Source organism: Streptomyces sp. NPDC059874 (genome assembly GCF_042731135.1).
GTDB lineage: Bacteria > Actinomycetota > Actinomycetes > Streptomycetales > Streptomycetaceae > Streptomyces.
Genome location: NZ_JBHWJY010000012.1, coordinates 22,493 through 46,756, shown reverse-complemented (window position 1 = coordinate 46,756; position 24,264 = coordinate 22,493). Strand labels below are relative to the sequence as shown.

General features: G+C 70.0%; 18 protein-coding genes and 1 pseudogene. 7 read left to right on the top strand and 12 right to left on the bottom strand.

Going from position 1 to position 24,264, the window contains the following annotated elements; genetic code table 11:
- The first annotated feature begins 13 nt into the window (after nt 1-13).
- The gene (gap, locus tag ACFV9H_RS09755; RefSeq protein ID WP_385395749.1) at nt 14-1,012 is read left to right on the top strand and encodes a type I glyceraldehyde-3-phosphate dehydrogenase; all 999 of its coding nucleotides are present in this window, start codon (nt 14-16) and stop codon (nt 1,010-1,012) included.
- A gap of 76 nt (nt 1,013-1,088) precedes the next feature.
- On the opposite strand, the gene ACFV9H_RS09750 is transcribed toward gap, so the two are convergent.
- Nucleotides 1,089-1,463, bottom strand: coding sequence for a hypothetical protein (locus ACFV9H_RS09750; RefSeq protein ID WP_385395747.1), 375 nt, complete (start codon nt 1,461-1,463; stop codon nt 1,089-1,091).
- A 352-nt stretch (nt 1,464-1,815) separates the two neighbouring features.
- On the opposite strand from ACFV9H_RS09750, the gene ACFV9H_RS09745 reads away from it, so the two are divergent.
- Entirely contained in the window at nt 1,816-2,421 is a 606-nt protein-coding gene (locus tag ACFV9H_RS09745) for a hypothetical protein (RefSeq protein ID WP_385395744.1), read from the top strand.
- 275 nt (nt 2,422-2,696) lie between these two features.
- On the opposite strand, the gene ACFV9H_RS09740 is transcribed toward ACFV9H_RS09745, so the two are convergent.
- Both ACFV9H_RS09740 and ACFV9H_RS09735 read right to left on the bottom strand, forming a co-directional pair.
- Complete coding sequence (locus ACFV9H_RS09740) at nt 2,697-3,668, bottom strand: acetylxylan esterase (RefSeq protein ID WP_385395741.1); 972 nt, start codon at nt 3,666-3,668, stop codon at nt 2,697-2,699.
- 115 nt (nt 3,669-3,783) lie between these two features.
- Nucleotides 3,784-4,689, bottom strand: coding sequence for a phytanoyl-CoA dioxygenase family protein (locus ACFV9H_RS09735; RefSeq protein ID WP_385395739.1), 906 nt, complete (start codon nt 4,687-4,689; stop codon nt 3,784-3,786).
- Nucleotides 4,690-5,026: 337 nt separating this feature from the next.
- Between ACFV9H_RS09735 and ACFV9H_RS09730 the strand changes: the two genes are divergently transcribed.
- The gene (locus ACFV9H_RS09730) at nt 5,027-6,256 is read left to right on the top strand and encodes an MFS transporter (RefSeq protein WP_385395736.1); all 1,230 of its coding nucleotides are present in this window, start codon (nt 5,027-5,029) and stop codon (nt 6,254-6,256) included.
- Nucleotides 6,257-6,778: 522 nt separating this feature from the next.
- On the opposite strand, the gene ACFV9H_RS09725 is transcribed toward ACFV9H_RS09730, so the two are convergent.
- Nucleotides 6,779-7,120, bottom strand: coding sequence for a HopJ type III effector protein (locus tag ACFV9H_RS09725; RefSeq protein ID WP_385395734.1), 342 nt, complete (start codon nt 7,118-7,120; stop codon nt 6,779-6,781).
- Between the two features lie 265 nt (nt 7,121-7,385).
- On the bottom strand, nt 7,386-7,712 hold the full coding sequence (locus ACFV9H_RS09720) for a GYD domain-containing protein (RefSeq protein WP_385395732.1): 327 nt from the start codon (nt 7,710-7,712) through the stop codon (nt 7,386-7,388).
- A gap of 342 nt (nt 7,713-8,054) precedes the next feature.
- On the opposite strand from ACFV9H_RS09720, the gene ACFV9H_RS09715 reads away from it, so the two are divergent.
- The 3 genes from ACFV9H_RS09715 to ACFV9H_RS09705 all read left to right on the top strand — a co-directional run bounded on the left by ACFV9H_RS09715 (nt 8,055) and on the right by ACFV9H_RS09705 (nt 9,847).
- The gene (locus ACFV9H_RS09715; RefSeq protein WP_385395730.1) at nt 8,055-8,639 is read left to right on the top strand and encodes a nucleotidyltransferase domain-containing protein; all 585 of its coding nucleotides are present in this window, start codon (nt 8,055-8,057) and stop codon (nt 8,637-8,639) included.
- A 318-nt stretch (nt 8,640-8,957) separates the two neighbouring features.
- On the top strand, nt 8,958-9,326 hold the full coding sequence (locus ACFV9H_RS09710) for a hypothetical protein (protein WP_385395728.1): 369 nt from the start codon (nt 8,958-8,960) through the stop codon (nt 9,324-9,326).
- 35 nt (nt 9,327-9,361) lie between these two features.
- The gene (locus ACFV9H_RS09705; protein WP_385395726.1) at nt 9,362-9,847 is read left to right on the top strand and encodes a hypothetical protein; all 486 of its coding nucleotides are present in this window, start codon (nt 9,362-9,364) and stop codon (nt 9,845-9,847) included.
- Between the two features lie 143 nt (nt 9,848-9,990).
- Here the strand turns inward: ACFV9H_RS09705 and ACFV9H_RS09700 are convergent, their stop codons facing one another.
- The gene (locus ACFV9H_RS09700; RefSeq protein ID WP_385395723.1) at nt 9,991-10,332 is read right to left on the bottom strand and encodes a hypothetical protein; all 342 of its coding nucleotides are present in this window, start codon (nt 10,330-10,332) and stop codon (nt 9,991-9,993) included.
- Nucleotides 10,323-16,607 carry a DNRLRE domain-containing protein gene (locus tag ACFV9H_RS09695; RefSeq protein ID WP_385395720.1) on the bottom strand — a complete coding sequence of 2,095 codons (6,285 nt, stop codon included), beginning with the start codon at nt 16,605-16,607 and terminating at the stop codon, nt 10,323-10,325. The genes ACFV9H_RS09700 and ACFV9H_RS09695 overlap by 10 nt, the downstream gene beginning before the upstream one ends.
- Before the next feature lie 224 nt (nt 16,608-16,831).
- Between ACFV9H_RS09695 and ACFV9H_RS09690 the strand changes: the two genes are divergently transcribed.
- The gene (locus ACFV9H_RS09690) at nt 16,832-17,872 is read left to right on the top strand and encodes a hypothetical protein (protein WP_385395718.1); all 1,041 of its coding nucleotides are present in this window, start codon (nt 16,832-16,834) and stop codon (nt 17,870-17,872) included.
- Nucleotides 17,873-17,899: 27 nt separating this feature from the next.
- Here ACFV9H_RS09690 and ACFV9H_RS09685 read toward each other — a convergent pair whose 3' ends face one another.
- The 5 genes and pseudogenes from ACFV9H_RS09685 to ACFV9H_RS09665 all read right to left on the bottom strand — a co-directional run bounded on the left by ACFV9H_RS09685 (nt 17,900) and on the right by ACFV9H_RS09665 (nt 24,264).
- Complete coding sequence (locus tag ACFV9H_RS09685) at nt 17,900-18,748, bottom strand: hypothetical protein (protein ID WP_385395961.1); 849 nt, start codon at nt 18,746-18,748, stop codon at nt 17,900-17,902.
- A 40-nt stretch (nt 18,749-18,788) separates the two neighbouring features.
- A pseudogene (locus ACFV9H_RS09680) lies at nt 18,789-19,004 on the bottom strand (HEAT repeat domain-containing protein); the annotation flags it as partial.
- A 346-nt stretch (nt 19,005-19,350) separates the two neighbouring features.
- Nucleotides 19,351-19,989, bottom strand: coding sequence for a pyridoxamine 5'-phosphate oxidase family protein (locus ACFV9H_RS09675; protein WP_385395716.1), 639 nt, complete (start codon nt 19,987-19,989; stop codon nt 19,351-19,353).
- Between the two features lie 38 nt (nt 19,990-20,027).
- Complete coding sequence (locus tag ACFV9H_RS09670; protein ID WP_385395714.1) at nt 20,028-21,302, bottom strand: globin domain-containing protein; 1,275 nt, start codon at nt 21,300-21,302, stop codon at nt 20,028-20,030.
- Between the two features lie 73 nt (nt 21,303-21,375).
- Nucleotides 21,376-24,264 carry an NHLP bacteriocin export ABC transporter permease/ATPase subunit gene (locus ACFV9H_RS09665; protein ID WP_385395711.1) on the bottom strand — a complete coding sequence of 963 codons (2,889 nt, stop codon included), beginning with the start codon at nt 24,262-24,264 and terminating at the stop codon, nt 21,376-21,378.

Genomic DNA, 24,264 nt, shown 5'->3' with positions numbered 1-24,264 from the left:
AGGGACATCGCTCATGACTCGCATCGCCATCAACGGATTCGGCCGCATCGGACGCAACGTGCTGCGCGCGCTGCTCGAACGCGACAGCGACCTCGAAGTCGTAGCCGTCAACGACCTCACCGAGCCCGCCACCCTCGCGCGGCTGCTCGCCTACGACACCACGGCCGGCCGGCTCGGTCGCCCGGTGACCGTCGACGGGAACGCCCTCATCGTCGACGGCCGCCGCATCACGGTGCTGGCCGAGCGCGAACCCGGTCAGCTGCCGTGGGCCGAGCTCGGCGTCGACATCGTGCTGGAGGCGACCGGCCGCTTCACTTCGGCCGAGGCCGCGCACGGCCACATCAAGGCGGGCGCGCGGAAGGTGCTCGTGAGCGCGCCGTCCGACGGCGCCGATGTCACACTCGCGTACGGGGTCAACACCGACGCGTACGACCCGGCCGCGCACACGATCGTCTCGAACGCCTCGTGCACGACCAACGCGCTGGCCCCGCTGGCCTCCGTACTCGACGACCTCGCGGGCATCGAGCACGGCTTCATGACCACGGTGCACGCCTATACGCAGGAGCAGAACCTGCAGGACGGCCCGCACCGCGACGCCAGGCGCGCCCGCGCCGCGGCCGTCAACATCGTGCCGACCTCGACGGGCGCCGCCAAGGCGATCGGCCTCGTGCTGCCGAACCTCGCGGGCAAGCTGTCGGGCGACTCGATCCGCGTGCCGGTCCCGGTGGGCTCGATCGTCGAGCTCAACACCACCGTCGCGCGCGACGTGACGCGCGAGGAGGTGCTGGAGGCCTACCGCACTGCGGCGCAAGGACCGCTGGCCGGGGTGCTGGAATACTCCGAAGACCCGCTCGTCTCCTCCGACATCACGGGCAACCCCGCCTCGTCGATCTTCGATTCGGAGCTGACCCGCGTCGACGGCCGCCACGTCAAGGTGGTCGCCTGGTACGACAATGAGTGGGGTTTCTCGAACCGCGTGATCGACACGCTCACGCTCCTCGCCGCCGGCTGACTCAGAGGGGCTCGGAGGGGCTCGGAGGGTCCCCCTCAGCGCATGCGGCCGGGCAGGTGCAGGCTGAGGAGGACCGTCAGAGCGCTGACGGCGAATCCGCCGGGGGCGAGCATCCGCCGCGCCGGGTCCCGCCACAACTCCTCCACGGTCCGCTGAAGTTCACCGGGTCCCCACCGTTCAGAAAAGCTCCCTGGATCTCCCGCAGGTCGCCGGGGTAAGCCACCTCGACGCCGGCGGTCTGCTCGAAGTCGGAGAACCTCTCCATCGCCCGGCCGACGAGCCGGTCGGCCTTCCCCACCAGTGCAAGGGCGTCCCCGATCGCGCCTGCCGATACCCCGGCGGCCACGGGGCGCACTTGGCACTCGACGGGTGGATCGACCCCGTACTGTTCGGCGGCCGGCCGTGCCAGGCCCTCCCCGTCCGGGGTGCCGCCTCGTATCTCCTTGACCAAGGCCTCGACCCGGCCGGCCTGAAGTCCTGTGACGTCCCCATGGGCCGACCGCGTCCCGCACCCACCGGCCCCGCCGCCGCGATCCGAACAGCAGCCTCTGCCCCGAGGAGCCGGGTGGACCTGCCGGCGCCGCCGGGATCCGGCCATCTGGAAACCGGTGTGCCGCAGGTCGCGGTGGTGCGGTCCCCGTCAGGTGTGAAAGTGCCAGTGCCATCGCCAGGTGAAGTCGCCTGGACTGGGCAGGTGCAGCGTACGGTCGGGTGGTGTGCCGTGGCTTGCTGTCACAGCTGTCCGCCTCACCCCGCCGCAGACCGGTCTTGTCCTTTGATGTCGCCGCAACAGGAGCACGCAGATGCGCCTTTACGCCCAGACTCGAGCACGTCGTTGCCGGCAGATTCTCGCTGATCTCATCGCCGTGGTCCTGGTGGCGGCCGCAGTGTGGTTCGCGCTGGCCGTCCACGACGGGATCATGGTGCTGGCCGAGCCGGGACGGAAGGTGGAGGACGCGGGCGGCAGTCTTGCCTCCGGCCTCGGCGATGCGGGGGATGCGGCCTCGAACGTTCCGCTGGTCGGGGGCATCCTCAAGAAGCCGCTCCAGTCCGCCGCCGAAGCCGGCAACGGGCTCTCCGATGCCGGGCAGTCCGTGCAGGACGTGGTTGGCCGTGCGGCCGACCTCACCGCGTTCGCCCTGATCGTCACCTCGGTGGCGCTGGTGCTGGCACTCTGGCTTCCTCCACGCGTGCGCTGGATCCGGCGCAGTGCTTTGATCCGGGGCCTTCTCGACTCTCCCGGCGGCGCCGATCTGCTTGCCCTGCGTGCCCTGACCGGGCCCATTGGTCACCTCGCCGCGGTCTCCGTTCCGCCAGGGGGCCTCGCCGATGCCTGGCGCCGGGGAGACGAGCACGTCATCGAAGACCTGTCCCGGGCGGCGCTCAGGCAGGCCGGCCTGCGCGCCTGATGGCGGCCTTTGATATCCGCCTCGGAGTGCAGTCACGACGGCGGGGACCTCGTCAAGCGTCATCGCGGCAGTGCCGCTGCTCTACCTCGGCCTCGGGGGCACAGACCCTCCCCCGTGAACTGCTGCCATGCGGCCCCGGCGGCACCGCGCTCCGCAGCGCCGCGCGCGCCTTGCTCCGCGTCCACCGACTCGCCGGGTGCACGACGGCACCCTGACGCGGCCACCGCTTCGAGGGCCTGTTCCACAACGCCATCGAGCCGATCCCACCGGACGCCTCAGGCATCCAGCACCTTCCCGAGGAAGGCGAGCTGGGTTGCCTGGTGGTGGGGGCCTCCTCCCTCGTGCGCGTTGTAGGGATAGACATGGATCTCCTTGTGCCCGGTGTAGTGGTTGTGGGCGGCGTACACGGTGGAGGGTGGGGTGATCTGGTCCATGAGGGCAACCGAAAACAGGCCCGGTGCCCTGGAGCGTGCCGCGAAGTTGACGCAGTCGAAGTAGGCCAGGGTCCGAAACACCCGGTCCACTTTGTCGCGGTGGGCACGGCAGTAGGCGGCGATCTCGCGGAACGGGGCTTCGTCGGTGACCTCGGCGCCGCGGCTGAAGTGGCACAGGAACGGTACGTCCGCCATCACGGCCGCGACATCGGGGACGAGGGCGCCGGCGACGAGGGCCAGTCCCCCGCCCTGGCTGCTCCCGGCCACGATCACTCTGGAGGGGTCGACCCGCGGGGCGCTGCGGGCCGCGGTGACGGCTCGGACGGCGTCGGTGTACAGGCGGCGGTAGTAGTAGTCCTCGGGGTCGAGGACGCCCTGTGTCATGAATCCGGGGTGGGAGGGTTCGCCGCCTGCGCCGTTGTCGGGGGTGTCCCCCGTGCGCCACCCGGACCCTTGGCCCCGGTTGTCCATCACGAAGTGGGCGTATCCGGCGGTGGCCCACAGCAACCATTCGTGGGGTAGTCCGCGGCCTGCGTTGTAGCCCACGTACTCGACGACGCATGGCAGGGGGCCTGGGGTGTTCGCCGGCAGGAGCAGCCAGGCGGCGACTCGCTGGCCGCCCCAGCCGGTGAAGGAGGCGTCGTAGACCTCGACGAGCCGGAGGGCGGTCGCGTGCGGCGTGAAGGTGGCGTCGACGGGTGCCGTCGCTGCGGCTGCCAGTGTGTCGGCCCAGAACCGGTCGAAGTCCTCTGGTTCGTCGCGATCGGGCCGGTAGGTCTTCAGTTCTTCGGCGGGAAGGTCGAACAGCGCCACGGTGCGTCCCCGTTTCGTGGTCGGTCGTCGTTGAATGGTTGCCCGTGCCTTGCCCGTGCGTTGCCCGTCCGGCTCAGGGCCGCACGGGCAACGCACGGGACTGATCGTGGCGGCGTCAGGGCCGGTCCTCGTAGAGCACCGGGCAGAACTCCGGGTCCGCGTAGTCGGGATGGCCCTCGGCCGTGCGGCCGACCAGCTCGTTCATGTTGTGCGTGGCCAGACGGCCGTCGCCCAAGGGGTAGGGGCGCCATCGGTTGTGCCGGTCCTGGAAGCGGACGGTGACCACCCGGCGGGGTGCGCCGCTGACGTTGGGCCCGCTGCCGTGGTACGTGCGGCAGTGGTGGAAGCTGATCTGACCCTTGCCGATGGCGACCGGGATGGCCTTTACGCGGGTGCCGTTGTGGCGGGCGGTCGCGTGGAGCAGGCCGTCCAGTTCGCCGGCGTCGCGCTGGGCGAAGTGGAGGGTGCTGCTGTCCGGGAGAGGGAGTTCCTCCCACCGGTGGCTGCCGTCGATCACGGTAAGGGTGCCGAAGCTCTCGTCGCATGCGTGCAGTGGGATGAAAGCGGTGAGCAGACGGTCGGACGTGCACATCTGCCAGTGGTGGCGGTCGGTGTGCCAGGGCACGACATTGGTCGGCTCGTCCGGCTGCGGCGGCTTGCGTATGAGCGTGCTGGTCCACAGCCGTACCTGGTCGGTGCCCATCAGACGGGCGGCCACCGCGGCGACGAGGGGCTTGCACAGGATGCGCCGCGCCGTGAGGTTCTCGTAGCAGATGGCGTCGTTGTGGCGGAGCACGTCCCCGTGCTGGGGTTCCCAGTACTCCTCCGGGGGCGGCTTCTTCGGCAGTGTGCGGTCCCGGTGGCCTGCGTAGAAGCGTTCGTTGGCTTGGTCGACCTCGGCGAGTTCGTCGTCGGAGAGCAGCTGCCCGGAGAGGTACCAGCCGTGCTCCTGATAGAAGCGGACGTCGTCGGCCGATGGCAGTAGCGCTCGTTCGGCCCGGGTCAGGGAGAAAGCCGCCATGGATGTGTCCTCTCGGTCCGTGGTGGGGTGCAAGGGTCGTGTCGTGTGGCTGCCTGGGGTTCGCCGGTTCCCGTACGGCGGAAGGTGCACCGGCGTCCGTGCGCGGCGCCGGGTGCGCACCCTCGATCCTGGTTCCGGCGACAGCGGCGCCGCCTCCCGGGAGTCGGCACGCGGAGCGGCCCTGGGCCCTGTGCCGGCCCGTGCGCGGCGCGGTGGAGCCGCCGCTCCCCGCGGGCAGCCGCGTTGGTCCGGACAGGTGAATCTCTCTGGAGTCGTGCCGGGAACGCGCCCCGATCGTGCGAGGCCGTACGAGGCCGTACGACGACAATGGACGGCGATGACCTCCATCGACGCCGGTGCCCGGGCCGTCCGGCTTTCGGACCGCCGAAGACGCCTGGCCACCGCGGCCGTCGCGTACGCCTTCTGGATCACGATGGTCGGTACCACCGTGCCGACCCCGCTCTATCCGCTGTACGAGCGCACGTTCGGGTTCTCCTCGTTCGCGGCCACCGTCGTGTTCGCGGTCTACGCGTGCGGCGTCGTCGGTGGACTCCTCGTCCTGGGCAGGCTGTCCGACCAGATCGGCCGACGCCCGGTGCAGGCCGCGGCGCTGCTGATGTCCGTCGCCGCCGCCGTGATGTTCCTCCTCGCCGAGGGCCTGACGGCGCTCCTGGTGGGCCGTGTCCTGTCGGGGCTGTCCGCGGCTTTGATCACGGCAGCGGCCACTGCGGGACTCACCGAGCTCGCCCCCGCGGCGCGCCGGGCCGGGGCGGGGATCCTCGCCCTCGCCGCGAACATGGGTGGGCTCGCCTGCGGCACCGTGCTCAGCGGCGTGACGGCCCAGTACGCGCCGGCGCCGCTGCGGATCCTGTGGGGCGTCCAGGGCGCCCTCGCCGTGGTCGCGCTGATCGGTCTCGTCGCCGTCCCGGAGACCGTCGTGCCCACCGGCCGGGGGTCCCTGGGTGTCCAGCGGCTGCGTGTCCCCGCCGCCGTCCGGGGCGCCTTTCTGCGTTCCGCGCTGGTCTCGGGCTCCGGCTTCGCCGTCCTCGGGGTGTTCGCCTCGGTGAGCGGTCTCTTCCTCGCCGAGGTCCGGGTGCGCAACCTTGCCGTCGCGGGGGTGGTGGTGGCGTTCGCGTTCCTGGGTACCGGAGCCGGCCAGCTCCTGGTGAGCGGCCTCGGTGCGCGTGCCGCGCTCCCGGTGGCGTGCTGCGGGCTGGTCGTGGCGGCGGCGCTCATCGCCACCGCCTTGCTCGGAAAGCTCCTCGTGCCCCTGATCGCCGCCTCTGTGCTCACTGGGCTGGCCACCGGCGTCGCCGTCCGGGACGGTGTCACGCTCATCGCCACATCGGTTGCCCCCGAACGGCGCGGCGAGGCGTTCTCTGCCTTCTTCGTGATCCTGTACGCGATGCTCGCCGCGCCCGCCGTCGGCGTCGGTGTCCTGGTGGAGGCGTACGGCCTGACCACAGCCGGGACCGTGTTCACCGCCACCGTCGCCGCGCTCGCGGCGGCCGTGCTCGCCGCGCTCGTGCGGGACCGTGAGGGGCGTGACTTCCGCTCCCCCACCTGACCAGGTCGAGGCGGGTGGCCGGGTCCGACTCGGCCTGCCGACGCCGCAACACAGGAGGGCCGCGGCGCGCCGGTGGTGGCTCGGGGTCGTCCAGCAGGACCAGGGCCTCGGGCAGGGCCCGCTCCCGCGCCGCCGGCCAGCCCGGATCCAGGAATCGTTCCTCCACCTGCACGGCTTCCACCGCGAGGTCGGTCACCAAGGTCAGCGCGTCGTGGCGGGCCGGCACCCGCGGATCGGCGGCCAGGCGCAACAGGAAGGGCAGGGCGGCAGGGGCCGCCGAACATATCCAACCGCCCTGATGGAACAGCAGGTTGTGCAGCTCGTTCGCGGCCGTCCCGGCGTCCGCCGGATCCGGTCCGGCGTATCGGCGCAGCAGCCCCGGAACGTCGGAGGCGGACCGTAGTTGTGCTTCAGCGACGCCCAGCCGACCGCGTCCGGTTCTTCCCACATACGGGCGACCCTACGGGGGCTACAGGGCCGGGTGGTGCTCGTGACCTTGGGTGCTCGCCCGGGTTTCGCCGTTCAGCTCTTGCGGGCCAACGGTTGCCCTGCGAAGCTCACGCCCTCCAGGCCATGGGCCATGAGGTTGCGAATGTTGGCGTGATCAGTGTCGTTCGGCGTCGCCAGCACACTGCGATAGTGCTCACCGAAAGCCAACAGCGCCTCTTCGTCGCTCAGCCCTTCGAGCAGGGCCAGGCCCAGCGTCTTGCAGGAACCCTCGTTCTCACCTGCGGCATTTTCCAGTTCCCCGTTGCGGAACGCCTGCGGCTGATACTCGTAATGCGCGGCGACGAAGGCCAAGGTGTCGGCGAACTCGTGCTCACCTGACGCAAGGCTTGCCCGCAGCGAGTTCAGATCAGTCATGTTGGTTCCCCTGGGTTGAACAGACGTTCCGATTGCCGTCCGTGACCGGACGACAATACCCCCTTGCGGCCAGCCGGTAAGAATCGCGCGACACGTCCGAACGAGCGGCATCTCCGCAGGTCACGAGGTGCGTCTGCAGGACGTTGCGGGATGGAGATTGAAGGCGCACGTGAGGTGCTTGGTCAGTGGGGTCAGTTCGGGGGTGTCGTGGATGTCGTCGCCCCGGCACGGGCCAACCGAGGCGGCAGGCCCTGCTCGCGGGCCGCTACGCGCCAGGAGGCCGATACTGGATTTGCTCCGCCCTGCGCAGGGCAGCCAGCGTTTCGTCGACGCTCAGGAGAACGGTGGTCTCGAACGAGCTGAGCGCGCCACCTCCGCTGATCGCCAGCGCAACCGCGGCCATGGACACGTTGTCCGGAGCCTCCCAGAGGTTGTAGCCGTCGTGCGTGCCGAAGGCGTACCAGAAGCCGTGGAGCTTTCCGCCGACGGATTCGATGTACGCCTGAGCGGCCTTTGCGCGGTCCTCGGGGTGGCCGATCAGCCTTGCCCAAGTCTCCGGCGTGTAGCTGAACCTCGATAGATAGAGCGGCATCGTGTCTTCCTTTCGTTTCACCGATGGATGCCCGCGCCGGGTGGGGGAATGGCCGGGGTGGATCGTGGTTCGCCCAATCGGCCGGGGACGATGACCGCCCTTTGAGTCTGTTGATCGTCCGCTCAACGGTGTCGCCTCCTTCCTGGGGCTCTCTTGACCGTGAAGATCACGGGTATGACCATCCGAAAGGATCATGCCGCGTAGGCCCCCCGGCCGAGTGGGACGCGAAGTGCAACGGCTTGCCCGTCGGATCCGGCGACAGCCACCGTCAGCGCAGCACCCCGCGACGCAACCGCGGTCCGTCCCGTACATCGGACCGGGAGCCCGCCCTGTGGGAGACAAATGACGTGCTGGGCCAGACGTTGCCGCGTAACCTGCCCGGCTGTGGACATGGGACGTGCTGATCAACAGCTCCGCCTGATCGCTGAGGCCGTGCAGGTTGCCGGAGCTCGTGGGGTTTCGGTGTGGCTTCGCGGTGGATGGGCCATGGATTTCTTCCTTGGCGAGATCACTCGAGACCATGAGGACATCGACTGGTTCGCCTGGGCGGACGATGCCGGGACCCTGGCGGAAGGCTTGCTGCTGAACGGCCATCAACCCGTCCCGGGACCGCCGCCCGACCTGCAGCTCGATTTCTCCAAGGACGGGCTGGAGAGCAGCTTTACGCTTCTGGACCGGGATGCGGCCGGCCGTGTGGTGGTCGCCGGGGGCCCATGGGCCGGTGCGCCCTGGCCCAAGGGAATGCTCGATGCCGGGCCGGGCCGTATCGGTGGTCTGCAATGTGCGATCGCCAGTCCGCAGGCCCAGATCGAGATCAAACAGATGATGCCCGTCTGGGATCCCTCCCGGCCTCGACGGACCAAGGACGCCGAGGACATCGCCCGGCTGGAGGCGGCCCTCCGCGCGCGGGGCAACCGGTCTGAGTGAGGTACTCGGGCGCCGGTCGTCCCCTTCGGCCGGCGCCCCGTGACCGCGGGAACATGACGGCGGTTGGCCTCGGTACCGGCACGGACGCCGGGCCATCGACGCCCGGCCACCAGTGGCCGGTCGCTTGGCCTGTTGGCCGGGCGGTTCCGGACTCCAACATCGGGATGTCCGGCTCGCGGCAGGACACCGCGCCGCAAGCCTCCTCGACGAAGGGTTCCCCATGACGCCCCTACACCTCGCCTCCCTCGGCGCGGCAGCGCTCCCGCTGGAAGTTGCACACCACCGACTGTGGACCCGTACGCGCAGGGGACAGCGCGCATGAGCCACAACCAGCCCGGACCGTACGGCCGGCAGCCGCAGGGCGAGCCCCGGCAAGTGAACCCTTACAGTCGGCAGCCCTCGTACGGAGGCGCCCCGGATGTCTTCCCGCCCCCGAAGCCGGCTCCGAAGAACAAGACGGGCCTGATCACCATCGGAGTGATCGTCGCACTCGCGGTGATCGCGGGCGGCGCGTACTTCGGGCTCGGCGCCGGCGCGGGCGGCGGCGGCGGCGGTGGCGGCGGCGGCGGCGGTGACAGCGTGAGCAACAGCGGAATCTCTGACAGCACCAAGGGCTACCGGCTCGTCGCCCCGGAATCGGTCGACGTCTACAAGAAGTCGGGTCCGGCAGCGCGCCCGGCGAGCTGAACTCCGAGCAGAAGAAGGACGCCGAGGGCCTCGGGGTGAACAACGCCCGGGCGGTGTCCGGAATTTACAATGCGGACAGCACTGACCTCGGCGACCCGGCGAAGGTCGGCGGCAGGCGGCTGAGCTTCGATGGCCTCTACGGCCAGATCGCCGACCCCGCCATGGCACTCGACAACTACTTCGCCAACGTCGTCAAGAAGGGCCTCAAGGGCGACGGGAAGTCGCGAGGGCTCGAGATGCAACGGATCGGAAGCGCCAGGACCGTGAAGCCCGCCGGCTTCGAGGGTGCTCTGATGAAGTGCCAGGACGTGAAGGTCACCCGTGGCAAGGGTGACGGGGCTCCGAAGAGCGGTGCCGCGGACTTCCAGTTCCCGGTCTGCGCCTGGTCCGACTACTCCACCCTCGGTGGCGCCAACGTCGTCGACTTGGCGCAGCCGATGACCGGCGGCAAGGGCGCCTCGCAGGAGGAGGTCGCGGCGCTGACCGTCGAGCTCTACAAGACGGCCCGCCGGAAGGCCTGACACACAGTGAGGAAAGGAGCCCGGCGGGAGCGATCGGGCGGTGGGTGACCACATCCTCGTCACCGCCCCCTGCCGCGGGCGTCGTAGACGAAAAGACCCCTGGGTCTGGATTCCAGGAATCCAGACCCAGGGGGGACTCGGTACTACTTTCCGGTCTTGCGGCCGCGCCCGAACAGGCGGTGCAGCAGCGAGTCCGAAATGGGCTCCTCGTGGGAGAAGAACTCTCGGCGCAGGCTTTCCGCTTCCCGCTCGTCCGACCAGACGACGGCCAGCTCTTCATCGAGCACGGCGGGAAGATCCTCCGGTGTGGGGATCAGCCGGTCTCCGACGTCCTTGCCGAGTTCCCGGTCTGGTTCGGCAATGCGCGGGTCGACCCAGTAGAGAAGCCAGGCCCCTTCGCTGTAGGGCTCCAGCAGTACGACACAGCCGGCCAGCGGCCCCCGGGTCGCCCTGCCGATCCTGCTCTCCTCCGGTGTTACCACCACGGTGCCCACCTCCTGGGCTTCCTGTGCTTGATGTGCAGGTTGCGGTGCAGGTGGTGTCCCCTCTGGTAACGCTCGAGGTTGGACACGTATCCGCCCTGGTTCCTCTTCCACGCGGCGGAGCGCCAGTGGTTGTTGCCCTTGTTGTACCAGCGCGCCTTGCCGTTGCGGGTACGTGCGCGGGTGACCCCGCGCCAGCCCACGTGCGACTTGCCGGCGAGCCAACTCGTCGCTCGCGTGGCCCGGATGGAGTTTCTGCCCGCGTTGAAGGCCCGGACCACTCGATAGGCGCGGTAGCCCCACGCGAGGGCGCCGACGCCCGGGACGAAGCTTACCGCCGTGAGGGCGATGTCCCATTTGTTGCGCCACGCCCAGCGGCCGACGCTGTGGTACCAGGCCTTGCCGTCCAGGTCGTACTGGTTGACGGGGTCGCCCGGATATCCGTACAGGTTGTCGCCGCCGCCGTAGACGGGGTCGATCGAAAGGAAGCGGCCGCTCGTCGGGTTGTAGAGCCGCACGCCCATGAGGGTGAGACCGGTGAGGGTCTCGGTGGACCGCTGCTTGGCGCCGAGCCAGTTGTACCGGGTGGCCGCCTGGCCGGTGCGCGGGTTGCCGTACTCGTCGCTGTCGAGGGCCACGGGCGCCTGCGACGTGTCCAGCGGCAGCTGGAGCGCGATGTCGCCGTGGATCGTGGTGAGCTGGAGGACGGTGTCACCGGTCTTGCCGGTGAGGGCGGCAAGGTCGCCGCTCGCGGACTCCACGTTGCGGGTCAGCGTCCCGGAGGCGGTGTCCTCGACGATCCAGCGCGGATTGTCGCCGTCGCTGTCGTAGTGGTTGAGCTTGGATCCCGTCTGGGTCCAGGTGCTGCCGCCGCCGCTCTCGGTCTTCCACGAGCGGAAACGCTGAGCGGCGTCCAGCTGCCAGGTCTGGCGCAGGCCGTTCGCGGTCTGCTGGTACACCAGATCGTTGGTGTAGTAGCCGAAGGTGCTGCCCGGCACGGCGGTGGTGCGGCCCAGCGCATCGTAGACGTAGCCGGTGTCGACGAGGCGGTCGGCGGAGTCGTAGGTGTGGCTGGTGGTGGTACCTCCGGTGGTCGGGCAGTCCGCCCCGGCCGAACCGGCGGCGGAGGCGAGAGTCTTGCGGTTGGTGCGGTTGTCGAAGGTGTAGGTCCGCTTGGTGCAGATCGTGTCCGCGCTGTCCTCGACCGATGTGAGGCGGCCGGTGGCGTCGTAACCGTAGTTCTGGTCGGACCAGCCGGCGTGGGTCGTGACCTGGCCGTGGATGGACTCGTCGACTGTGTCCGAATAGACGATGGTGCCGTCGCTGTCGCGCGTGTAGGTGCGCTTGAGCGGGCTGCCGGTGGTGTCCTCGATGGTGCTGAGGGTGTAGCCGCCGGGCAGCTTCTCACTCCTGACCGAGCCGTCCGCGTCGTACGTGGCTTGGAAGGCACCGGCGATGGAGTCGGTGAGCTTCGTGGCCAGGCCGCGCGGTTCGATGGTGTGGTCGTAGGTGTAGGTGACCGATGACGGGACGTTGTCGCCGGTCTTGACCACGCGGCCGAGCAGGTCGTACTCGGTCGTGGTCGTGCCGCCGTCGGCGTCGGTGTAGGAGATTTGGCGGCCGAGCTTGTCGTACGCCTTGGTGATCGTGCCACCGGTCGGCGAGACCGACTTGATCGCCCGGCCGGTGGCCGGGTCGTACTCGGTGGTGGACTGTGGGACCGGCTGACCGACTCCACCGCTGATGGCGACCGCCGTGGGCCGCCCCGCGCCGTCGAAGGTGGTCGTCGTGGTACGGGTGACGCCGTTCGCCGTCTCGGTGATCTTCGCGGGGCTGCCCCACCAGTTGTACTCGGTGGTGCTGGTCGGCAGCTGCGCTGGGTTGGAGCCGCCGCCGGTGATGGCGCCGGCCGGGCCCGTGGAACAGACCTCGTCGGCCCACTCCGGGCGGCCCTGGCAGGTGCCGGTTCCTGTAGCGGACCAGTACGTGGTGACTCGGGTGCCCGCGTCGGTGCCGGTGGCACCGGGCTTGATCTGCTTGATCACGCGGCCCTGGGAGTCGTACTCGGTGGTCTCGGTGATCGCGAGGCCGCCCGGGTCCTTGATCGTCTGGGTGGGCAGGCCCTTGGCCCAGTCGAACACGGTCTGGCTCGCCCGTGTCTCGCCGTGGACCGTCGGGTGCTCGCGCACCTGCGCCCCGGCGGTGACCTTGGTGATCTGGTCCCTGACCTTCGCGGTGCCGTCGGTGGGGCGACCCGCGTCGTACTCGTTGACCGTCCAGCTACGGGCCGTCACAGAGGTTCCTGCCGGGACCAGGGTGGTGGTGCCCGACTTCAGGTCGGCGGTGAGGTCGATCCGGCGCAGCGGGCCGAACTCCTCCAGCTCTCGGGCGCCTGCCGCGTCGTAGACCGAGGTGGTGGCCAGGAGGCCCGCGCGCTCGGCCGTGGGCAGGGAGGCGATGCCGAGATCGGCCTGCGTGGCCCGGTCGTCGGCGCTCAGCCCGAGGGCGACGGCCCGGTTGGCGGCCGACAGCTCACGCACGGAGTTGCCGAACCGGTCGTACTCCGTGGTGGAGATGTGCCCGCCGGGGGTGGCCGCGTTGACCGTGCGTCCCGAGACACCCATGTAGGTGACGTCGGCGCGCGCGTAGGAGGAGGCGGTCAACGCCGCCCCATCGTGCGAGGCGGGTACGGAATCGGCGGGGAACACCGCTGCCGCATCGGTGGGCGCGTCGGTCTGACCCCACGCCCTCACATCGGCCGCGCCCATCGCGTACGGGGCGTTGGTACCGGCCAGCGGGACGTCGTAGGCGACCGAGGTGGTGGCGGTGCCCTCCTCGACGTCCGTCGTGCCCTGCTTGAGGCCGGAGCGCGATGCCTTGAGCAGCATGCCGTCACCGGCGGTGGCGGCATTGCCGGCCTTGCCGTAGGTGAAGGACCAGGGCAGTTCACCGGCCGGGGTCACGCTTGTGACCCGCCCTGCGGCGTCGTAGCCGTACTGGGTGGACAGAGCAGGGGTGATCTGCGGGTTCGACGACTGGCGCAGGCGGCCGTCCTTGTCGTACGCGTACGAGGTCACGACCTTGGACGTGGCGGTGGCGGCACCGGGATCGGTGGACCACAGGCGGACTTCCTTCACCTGCCCGGCGAAGTCACCGAACACGAGATCCGTGGCGGTGGTGGTCGACGCGTAGGCGAACTCCAGCGCCCGACAGCCCTTGGTCGAGGGGGTCGCGGTGCAGGTGGCGGCGCTCGCGGCGGAGGTGGGCGCGATGATCCGCTTGGGGCGGGCCAGCTTCGTGGTGCCCACGGTCACGGTCTCGGACACCACCGTGGTGGTGGAGCCGGCCAGACCGTCCAGCAGAGCGGACGAGACCTGCCACGTCTCCACGGCAGGGTCGGGCTTGGTGAACTCGGTGACCGTGCCTTCCGTGTCGCTCAGGGTGAATGACCCGGTGACACTGCCGGTGAGGGTGAGTCCTTCCGCGCCGGGCTCGGGGATCCACCCGTTCTTCGCCGCGTTCGCGGTGAAGAACACCTCGTCGCCCTCGGAGTCGACGACCGCGACCGCCGTGTCGGAGGTGCGGCGGACGTGGGAGTAGTCGGAGGAGAGGGCTTCCGCCACGGTGCCGGAGACCCACTCCTTGCCGAAGATGGGCGCCTGGCCCTGCTGATTGGCGCCCTTGTCGGGCGTACGGGAGGACGCGGTCCGGGAGACCGACAGGCCGAACGCGGACGCATCGGTGGACGAGAGCGTGTAGTCACCGGTGAGCAGGTTCACCGAACCCGGGCCCACCTCGTCGGCCGCTGCACCGGAGGCGTTGCGGTCGACGACCACGGTCAGGGGCTGGGTCGCACCGGTGCCGCCGGGCCCGGTGAAGTCGGCCTTGATCTGGACGCTGCCGTCGGGATCGACGGTGTCGGTGACGTTCCAGACCAGTGCGCTGTTCTTGCCGTCGGTCATACCGACGGGCCATGCGGTCAGCGGGGTCCCGCCGGACGTCACGTGGCCGGCCGGGATGGTCACCCAGGCGTCGGCCTCCGAGCGGCGCCAGGAGAAGGACACCTTGTCGTACTTGGTGCCGTCGGCCTCCGCGGCAAGGGTGAGGCGCCGCGCGGTCCGCTCGCCCTCACTGGGCTGGACGAAGCCGCCGGGCCCGGCGTGGAGGGTGTACTGGATCGGCTCGGACTTGTTGTCGGCCTTGTCCACGGCCCTCACCTGGAGGGTATGGGTGCCGTCCTTGGGCGGGGTGACGGAGATGGCCTTGACGCCGCCGGCGCCGCCGGTGGCGACCTTGGTCCAGGTGACGCCGTCGAGGGACCACTCGAGCCAGTTGTGGTCGGTGGCGGGCGGGGTGACGTTGAACGTGCCGGGCTGGCCGGCGCCCTTGACCCAGGCGTTGGACGGGTAGTCCGTCGAGGTGATGCCGGTGGGGGCGGAGGGGGCGGAGGTGTCGACCGTGAAGGTCTTCTCGGCCGACCAGCCCAGGTTGTAGTGCGTGCCGTCGTACGGAGACGTACGGAACCGGTACGTCTTTCCGTTCGTGAGGACCCCGGCCGGGACGGTCACCGAGGCGACCTGGCCCGAGGGGACGAATGCCGAGCGCAGGACGTCGCCGACCTGGGCATTGGTGGCGTTGTCGAAGATCTGGAACGCGCCCTGGACCTTGTCGCCGTTGGCGTCGACGAACGTGTCGCGCAGCGTCGGCGTGACGCTGTTGACGACGTAGGCACCGCCGTAGGAGAAGAACGGGGCACCCGCCTGCTGCTTGGTGCCGGTGCGCGGCCGGTAGTTGTAGGTGACGGTCAGCTTGGGAACGTTGGATGCGGCGTTGGCGGAGTTGACCCGCTTCCACTGCAGCGACGTGGTCTCCGAGGTGGCGCGCAGGCCCATGCCCGAGTAGGACCACTTGTTGTTCGCCCAGTGCTGCACCAGGCCGGTGACGTTCGCGTTGATCCACCCGTCAGCGGTGCACGCGGAGTTGCCCTTGGTCTCCGTGGAGGTGGCCATCTTGGTCACCATCGCCGGCTGGTTCGTCCACCGCGAGGAGGTCGAGGCGTTGTTCGCCGTCCACACCTCCCACGGCTGCGCGGTGCAGTCGGTGTTGCCCGAGTGGAAGTTCCACAGCGACAGGGTGGCACTGGAGATCAGCGCGTCCGCGACCGGAGCCGTGTTCCACGTGATGAAGGAACGCGCCGTGCGGAAGGTGCCGTCGGCGTTCTTCGTACCCGGATTGCCGAGGTCCAGCTCGGTGTCGGCCGACCAGTCGACCGTCTCGCCCTGCTGGACGTACGTGTCGAAGAGGTTGCCCAGCGACGAGGTCGAGGGGTCCACCGTGACGGGGTACTTCGTCTGCGCGTCGGCCAGGAAGCCCGCATCCGGTGTGATGACCAGATCCACGCCCTGCCCGGTCTTCACGGCCTTCATGGCCACCTTGGCCCGTCGGGTGTGCTCACCCGAGACCGGGTCGACCGTCGCGTCCCACATCACCGGGGCCGGCATCGTGGCGCTCTGCTTGGACTTCTTGTCCGTGAAGAGCAAGCTGCCGTCCGCCTGCTGCTCGACCTTCAACCCCTTGGTCTTCAGCGGCAGCGTGTACGAGAAGCCCGCCTCTGGCTTGGCTTTGACCTCGACGAACTGCTCGAAACCGGTACGGGTCGCCTCAACCACGACATCCGCACCGGGCACGGCATCGGCGTACGTGGCGCGCGTGCCGTCCAGCTGCGGGGCCGGCAGGCCGCCACGCCACTGCAGCGTGATCTGCTCATCGCCCTGGCCCAGCGTCACCAGGTCGGCGGCCGGGGCGGACTGGGCGGCCCGGAGCGAGTCGGCCTTGGTGCCCGACTTGCCCGACAGCTTCAGGCCTCGCGGGTGGGCTTTCGACGCGACGGCGCCGTCGGGCAGGGCGGCCAGTTCGACATCGACGTCACGCCAGCCGCCGGTCGTCGCGTCCTGGAAGCGGATGGGGCCGGCGGCCAGTTCCGTGGTGAGCGAACCGTCCTTGTTCACCCACGTCGTGGCGGTCTCCGTGCGCTCGGACAGGGCCTCTACGGGCTTGCCCGACAGGCGGGCCGCCACGGCGGCCGAAGCCACGTCGGCAGCCTGGGTGACAGCGGGCTTCTCGGCGGCCACGGGCCTGTGGGGCGCCGCCAATGCGGAGCTCGTGCCGTCGAAGAGCGTCACAGCCAAAGCCAAGGCGACGCCGCCTGCCACGTAGCGCAGACTCGCTCCGGACCAAGGCCGTCCGCGCTCCTCCGGCGCAGGTATGTGAATCGTCATGATTCCTCGGTTCTACCGTTACCTTCACACCACTCGTGTGGTGCGAAACCGAACATAACGAGGGAGGGAACGCGCATAACCGCGCCAAGTTGAGCTAAAGCGGACCGCAAGATTCCGCAAAGCGATGTGATCTGCGTCACTTGCCGGGGAGATGGGCTACCGCGGGTTTCTCGACCCGGTCCTGTCCGTTGCCGGACCGAGGGACCGCCGTAGACTCGCGCGCCATGGAAGAGATCGTCATGCTCGGAGAGATCAGCTGCCCCTCGGGCACCCTGGTCGTCGTTGACGGCGGCCACCTGGGGGTGTGGAGCGGAGAGCGGTCGCCGGCGGAGATCGATCCTGCTCTGCTCGGTGTCGACGATCCGGCGATGGCTGCCGAAGTACTCAACTCGGTCGACTTCGCCGTGGTCGGCCCAGACGCCTCGGCGGCGGCCCGTACCTTCGGCCGGCAGCCAGGTGCCATGCTCCACGACATCCCCGCCTCACGGGCAGCTCGGCTTGAGACGATGTTCGAAGAGCACTGCCGGGCCACCGGGTTGGACGCCCGTCTGGCGGCGTTGCCGCACCGCGAACCACATGCCCAACGGGCGCGCCGCACTGCCGCTGAAGGCGGCGGCTGTTTCCTGATGTTCGGGGCCCCCGTCGTCGCGGTGGGAGGCGTACCCACCGATCGCCATCTGCCGGTGCTGGCTACACGGGTCGACTACGGCGACGGCCTTGGCCCGCTCTGGTCCGAGATGGCGGTTCGGATGCGCGGAACCAAAGCGGAGAAGTCCGTGCGCCTGGGTGACATCGGCGTCGACTGGGCCCGCGTGCTCTTCGGCGATGCCGACGCCCTGAACGCCTGGCAGCACGACGAGCCGGTGGACGGCCTGGCCGACGTCGCGTTCTGGGGCGCCGCCGCAGAGGAAGCCGCCGCGAGGTTTTCGGCACCGGAATTGGGCGAACCCGGCGAGGCCCGTGTCCGCGGGTGGACCGGGCTGGCCGTGGCAGAGGCCTGGGAGAAGGCTCGCGCACTGCAGATCTGGAAAGAGGAGACCGGGCGGCGCATGATGGTCGACTTCCGCCCCCATTCCCATCACTGGCAGATCATGCGACAGGTTCGCGCCTCTGAAGTCGAGGCCGGAACCGTGGACATCGGCAACGCCCGATTGCTCTGCGCGATGACCAGCCGGGGCGACGGCTACTTCCCCGTGTTCGCCGACATGGACGCCTCGGGTGCCGTGGTCGCGGTGAGGGTGAGCTTCTCCAACACGAACGAGTAGCAGCTGACCGCCTGGCGAACGGCACTGTCAGACAGGAAGCGCACCAGCGGGGTGTCCGTGTACTCGGCCGCACGCCGTCAGGGCAAGGAGGCCATGGCCGCTGACGGATGTGGTGGCTCCCATCGATCCAGGGTCGACTGACAGCCGCTCGGCTATGTCGACGGCGTAGCAGGTGTCGGGGATGTCGAGCTCTTCCTTCACCCGGTCATACCGGGCCCTGAACGCCTCGGAGTCCGAAGGGTTCACCCCGTCGAAGGCGTCGTCCGGGAAGCCGTGCTCGTGCGGGAGCAAGTAGCCGGCTTCCGCCGGGTGTCCGGGTCCGTCGTCGCCGGACTCTTCCGCGTCGAACGCGTCGTAGAAGCGGACCACCTCACCGTTCTCGGCGATGCACCAGGCAGTCCAGCCGTCCCCGCAACTCATCCCGTACCACTGCGCGGCCCCGAACCGGCGGCTCAGTTCCGTACATTTCTCGCGCACCACACGTTCCATTGCCTCGTCGAGGCCGTTGTCGCCGGCGTCCTCGATGCGGTGCGTGTCCTGGGAGGAACCGCCGAACACGAGCGTGAAGCCGTCGAGCACGGGGCTGACGAACACCCGGGCGCACCCGTCATGACCGAGGCCGCTCCGGTTGTGGTGATCGTGGTTCCAGGCGGCGGCGCCCGTCCGCACGGTGACCGGCTCCCCCACGCCCAGGTCGAAGGCCTCCAGGACCGCGCCCTGGTCGGTTGTGGGCACCGCGTACCAGGAACCGCACAGATGCATACCCTCCGGCACCTCGTCGAGCTGCTTGATCCGGGTCAGCCGGCGCACCGCGTCCCGGTCGAGCTCGTCCAGGGCAGCCGGCCCCCCCAATGGCCGCGAGCGCTTCCAGGACACCGCTCCGAAGCCGCCGACCCGGAGCAGGCGACCGTCGAAGGCGCCGCAACGCCGGAACCGCCGTGACGCCGATCGCCTCGAATGCCCAGACGGCCCGCTGCCTGACCTCCGTATCCGCATCGCCCAGCAAGGGCATCAGCCGGTCCGCGAAAGCCTGCGCGGCCTCGCCCAGGCGCTGGAAAGCGAAGAGCGCATCGGCGCGGACCCTCGGATGCGGGTGGGTGAGGAAGGGAAGGTAGACCGCCGGATCGTCCATCTGAAGCCGGCCGAACGAGTAGCCGGCCCTGCGCACGACCTCAGGCGAATCCGATGACGCGATGGCCTCGGCCAGAGGCCGAAGTGCGGGCTGCCCGATGCGGCACAGCACGTCCGAAGGGACCGTCCACTGCACCGGCGACCGCTCATCGCAGAGCACCTCAAGCACCGGCCCCACAACCTCAACACCACGCTCCACCAACGCGTCCCGCACCTCACGCGTCGCATCCCACGAACCCGTGAGCTCCCCGACCAACTGATCCCTGTCCATGGCGCGCACCATATCCAGCACCACCGACAGGGCCTCCGATGGCAACGCCTGCGCACCCGGGTGCGCAGGCCAGGCCTCACCAGGGCCCGCGCCCAGTGGCTGCCGACTGAGGCCGGGGCCGGGGCTGGGGCCCGGTGAAGTAGTCCGGGTCCTTGGGGCGGGATGCGTCGTGGCGGTCGGGACGTTGGGCTGGTTCCAGGTGCGGTATGAACTTGGAACAGTGGATGTAGGCCTCCTCGACGGTGAGACGGACCCATATCTCGGGACTGCGCCCGGGCGCGATGTCCGCGGGCAGGCCGGGGTGGATGTGGCGTAGTTCCCCGTCGCGGTAGACATGGGCCACGCCGTTGACGTGAAGCCCCACGTGATGGTGCGTGAAGTCCACGAAGAGCATGCCGAGGTGGGGGTTCTCGGTGATGTTGCCGGCGCTGGCGAGTACGCCGTTCCCGCGGAATTCGGGGTAGGCGAGAGTCCGGTCGTCGATCACGTGGACGAATCCGGGCGGGCCGGCCCGGAAGCTGGCGTCGCACTCCCCGTGGGAGTCGGCGGTGGCCAGGAAGACCATTGCCTGGCGCCCGATGAACTCGCGCATCGCGGGTGTGAGGCAGGAACGTACCTGTTGATCGTAGAACCGGGCGGCACGGTCGGCGGTGCCCAGGTGCTGCTGCAGATGGTGTTCACCTGCTGATCCGAAAGACGGCGGAGGCGAGGTCACGAGGGTTCTCCTGGCAGGGCGGAGCGGGAGGGAGCGGCTCATCGGGTGAACAGGACGGGAGTTTCGAACGGATCGTGATGGATGCGTTCGGGCAGGGTGCCACCCCGCGTGAGCGTCTCGCCGGCGGAGACGACCATCTCGACCGGGCCGCTGAGGAAGACGTCGTGCTGGTACCACGGCCCGTACTCGGCCAGGACCTGCGGCAGGGATCCCCGGATTCCGGGGATGTACTCGTGGGAGACCGCGCCCCTGATGGTCAGCCAGTGGTGCCGCTGAGCCATCCGGAGCATGTCGTCGACCCCGTACAGCTCCGCGCCGGTGCGGGCGCCGAGGAACAGGTCCACTTGATGGCGTCCCCCTCTCCGGGCGACCTCTTCGACGAGTGCGCGGATCGGGGCGAGACCGGTGCCGCCGGCGACGAGGAGCAGTTCGCGGTGGACGGCCGCGTCCAGCACCATGTCGCCCATCGGGGCCCCCAGCCGGATCACGTCGCCCACTGTCGCCCGGTGCACCAGCGCGTCGCTGACCGAGCCGCCGGACACCGCGCGCACGTGGAAGGTGAGCGTGCCGTCCTCACGGGGTGCGTTGGCGGCCGAGTAGTAGCGCCACTGCTTGGGCCACCACGGGGTCTCGACGCTCACGTACTGTCCGGCGGCGTACTCGTAGGGCAGGTGGGGACGTACGGTGATCTCGGCGATGCCGTGTCCGCGCGGGACCTGGTGCACGATCGTGGCGGGCCACACGGCGGGCCGTACCGCTTCGTCCTCCTCGGCCGCGCCGATCATGACCTGGGCGACCGCGCCGTACGCCTTCGTCCAGGCGGCGGCGATGTCCTCGGTCCACGCGGGGCCGGCGTAGCGGGCCAGAGACGCGAGGAGGCATTCGCCCACGGCGGGGAAGTGCGCGGCGAGGGTGCCGAACTTCCGGTGGTCCCGGCCGAGGTGTCCGCAGAAACGGACCAGGCTTTCGGGGTCGTCGACCAGGTCCACGATGCGCAACAGCGCACGCAGGAGGCGACCGCGCTGGGCGTCCATCCCCGGCGGGAACATCGGACGGACCGCTGGATGGCGGGCGAACAGGATGGCGTAGAAGTAGACCGTCATCTCCCCCGCCAGCGGCTCGACCACCGACAGGGACGCCCTGATGAGGTCTGCCTCGTGATCCGACAAAGGGGCTTCGACGGGCTTCGGCTCTGCGTTCTCTGCGGTCTCTGCGGTGTCCACGGCCGGGACGGGTACCGGGTCCTCGGGAGACGGGAGGGCGGAGGCGCTGCTCGGGCAACCGATCCGGAACCTCAAGAACGGGGCGGTCATGAGTCCTCCAGAAGTCGTGACACGTGCTTTTCGGTTGCCTCGGCCGGGCCCGACCGGTTCGACGATCGGCGGGTCATCGCAGCTGGCGACGGACCAGGTCGTGGAAGAGACCTGCCGTGTCTGCGAGCAGAGCGGCTGGGGGGCCCTGCTGGACGATCCGGCCGTCCGACATCACGATGACCCGGTCGGCGTCCGTGATCGTGGACAGCCGGTGCGCGATCACGATGCGGGTGGCGCGCAGGGAGCGGGTGGATCCCATCACCACGCGCTGGGCTTCGTTGTCCAGCGCGCTGGTGGCCTCGTCGAAGAAGAGGACGCGCGGCTTGCGGATGAGAGCCTGGGCGATCATCAGCCGCTGGCGCTGCCCGCCGGAGATGGTGCCGCCGCCGTCGGACAGCATGGTGTGCATGCCCATCGGCATGGCTTTGATGTCCTCGGCCAGCCCCGCCATCGCTGCGGCTTCCCACGCCTCCTCCAGCGAGAACACCCCGGAACCGCGGATGCAGTCGAGGATCGAGCCGGTGAAGGGCTGGGCGTTCTGCAGGACGACGCCGCACTGGCGGCGCACGGCCGCCTGATCGAGCGCCGCCAGGTCCTGGCCGTCGTACAGCACGCTGCCCTCGGACGGCTTGTCGAATCCGATGAGCAGCCGCAGCAGTGTCGACTTGCCGCAGCCGCTGGCCCCGACCACCGCGACGAACTCGCCCTGCCGGATGTGGAAGTTGATGTCGTCCAGGACCAGGGGGCCGTCTTCGCCGTAGCGGTAGGACAGGTTCTTGGCCTCGACGACCCCGGTCAGATCGCCCGGTCGCTTGCCGGAGCGGGCCACCTCGGGGAGCTCCCGCAGGATCGGCTTGACCTGCTCGAACATCGGCAGCACCGCGGCGGCCGAGATCAGTGCGCCCGTCAGCTGCGTGACCGAGGACAGCAGCATCGTCAGGGCGGTGCTGAAAGTGAGGAACTCGGCAGCGGACATGGCGCCACGGGCCGGGCCGGCCAGCAGCACGAACATCACCAGCGTGCACAGCGGCAGGTAGACCGCGCCCAGCACCGTAATGACGTTCTGCAGACGGCCGATGCGCTGCTGCAGCTCGCGGGTACGGGCGAACTCCCTGGCCCAGGCTGCGTAGGCGAAGCTCTCAGCCGCTGCGACGCGCAGCTTGGGCAGCCCGCGCAGGGTCTGGAAGGCCTGGTTGTTGAGCTGGTTGCCGAGCTTGATCAGGCGACGCTGGTACCGCAGCTGCCACAGCCCCAGGCCGAGGAAGACCGCCGCGATGACGGCCAGCATGGCGAGGGCGGTCATCGCCAGCGGGACGCTGTAGACGAGCAGCAGCACGAGGTTCACCGTGCCCACCGCGCTCGCCTGTACGCAGACCGATCCGATGCCGGACAGCACCCGGCGGATGGCGCTGATGCCCATGGCCGCACTGGCCAGTTCACCGGTGGAGCGGCCGGTGAAGAACTTCGTCGGCAGGCGCAGCAGCCGGTCCCACACCGCAGGTTGCAGGGTGGCCTCGATGCGGCCCTCCATGCGCAGGATGGAGGTGTTCTGCAGCAGCATGAAGGCGGCCGAGACGACGGCGGTCGCGATGAGTGCCAGGGCGGTCTGGACGATGAGGTCGTTCTCCGCGCGGGGTACGTACCGGCCGAGCACCTGGCCGGTGGCCATGGGCACCAGAGCGCCCAGGGCCACCGCGACCAGCCCGCCGAGGACGATGCTGCGCAGTTCGGGGAGGGTTCCGCGGACGCTGAAGCGGATCAGCGCCGGCATGCCGACGCGCCCGTCGGGGAGCGGTCGGTAGAACATGACGGCGCGCGGTTCGTAGGCGGCCGCGTCGGCTCTGCCGATGCGCTGCCGCATGCCGGTGGCGGGGTCGACCGCCTCGTAGCCGCCACGCCGCCACAGCAGGGCGACCGGCGTCCCGTCCTTCTCGCGCCGGCCCACCAGGGGGCCGCTGTTCTCCCGCCACCAGGGCCCGCTGAGCCTGACCGTGCGGGTGCGGATCCGAGAGGCGAGCGCGATGCGCTCGACGGGGTCCGTCCGCTCGGAAGGGGTACTCGTCTCGCCCGGTTCGGACAGCGTGATCCGGGCGTCGTGGGCGACCAGGCGGCACACGGCGAAGGTGGCGTCGGCGTCCGCGCCCCGGTGGGCACGGCCGCCGGAGCGGTCGATGGCGGCCAGCAGCACCCGGTCCGCCTGGGTACGGGCGGCCTGACCGGCCTCGATGCCGGCCGCCGTACGGTCCTCGTGGGCGCGTTCGAGCTGCTCGATCCAGCGGTCCAGGGCGTACAGCAGCCGGTACTGCTGGTCGACCATGCCCTGCCACATCGCCCCGTCGACGAGGAGGGTGCCCACCGCCTCCGTCTCGTACGCGGCTCCGTACTGGACGGCGCCAGGGGGGATCTGCATCCACAGGATGTCGTCGTCGGCTCCGCTCTGCCTTGTGGTGGCGCGGCCGTCCAGCGGTGCCTGGTAGAGCACGCGCAGGCCGCGGCCGATGCCGCGCGCGAAGGCGTCGTCGAGAGGGCTCGGTTGCGCCGCGGGGGCGCCGTACGCCGCTTGGTCGGCCCACCACTGCTGGAGGGGGGCGTCGTACTGGGCGCCGAACTCCGGGCCGGGCAGCTCCCGCAGCTCGATGCGGCGCAGCCGGCACCCCTGCAGGGGCCGGCCGACCAGGCTGTGCTCGGGTCCCTCGGCCGGGCCCAGCAGCAGGGTGCCCGGCTCCAGCCGGCCCAGGAAATGCCAGTGCCCGGCCTGCGCGACATCGACGGCGAAGAGGTCCAACGCGCCGAACACGACGAGCCACAGCACGAGCGGGCCCTCCAGCGACAGGCTGCGCAGGCCGGTGCAGTCGACCGGCGAACCGAGCCCGCCCAGGGCGGCGACGACCGCGTCGGCGTCCTGGCCCGGGGCCCGTCCCGGGTCTGCGGGGAGAGCCGTGGCGTAGTGCGGGTACGTCAC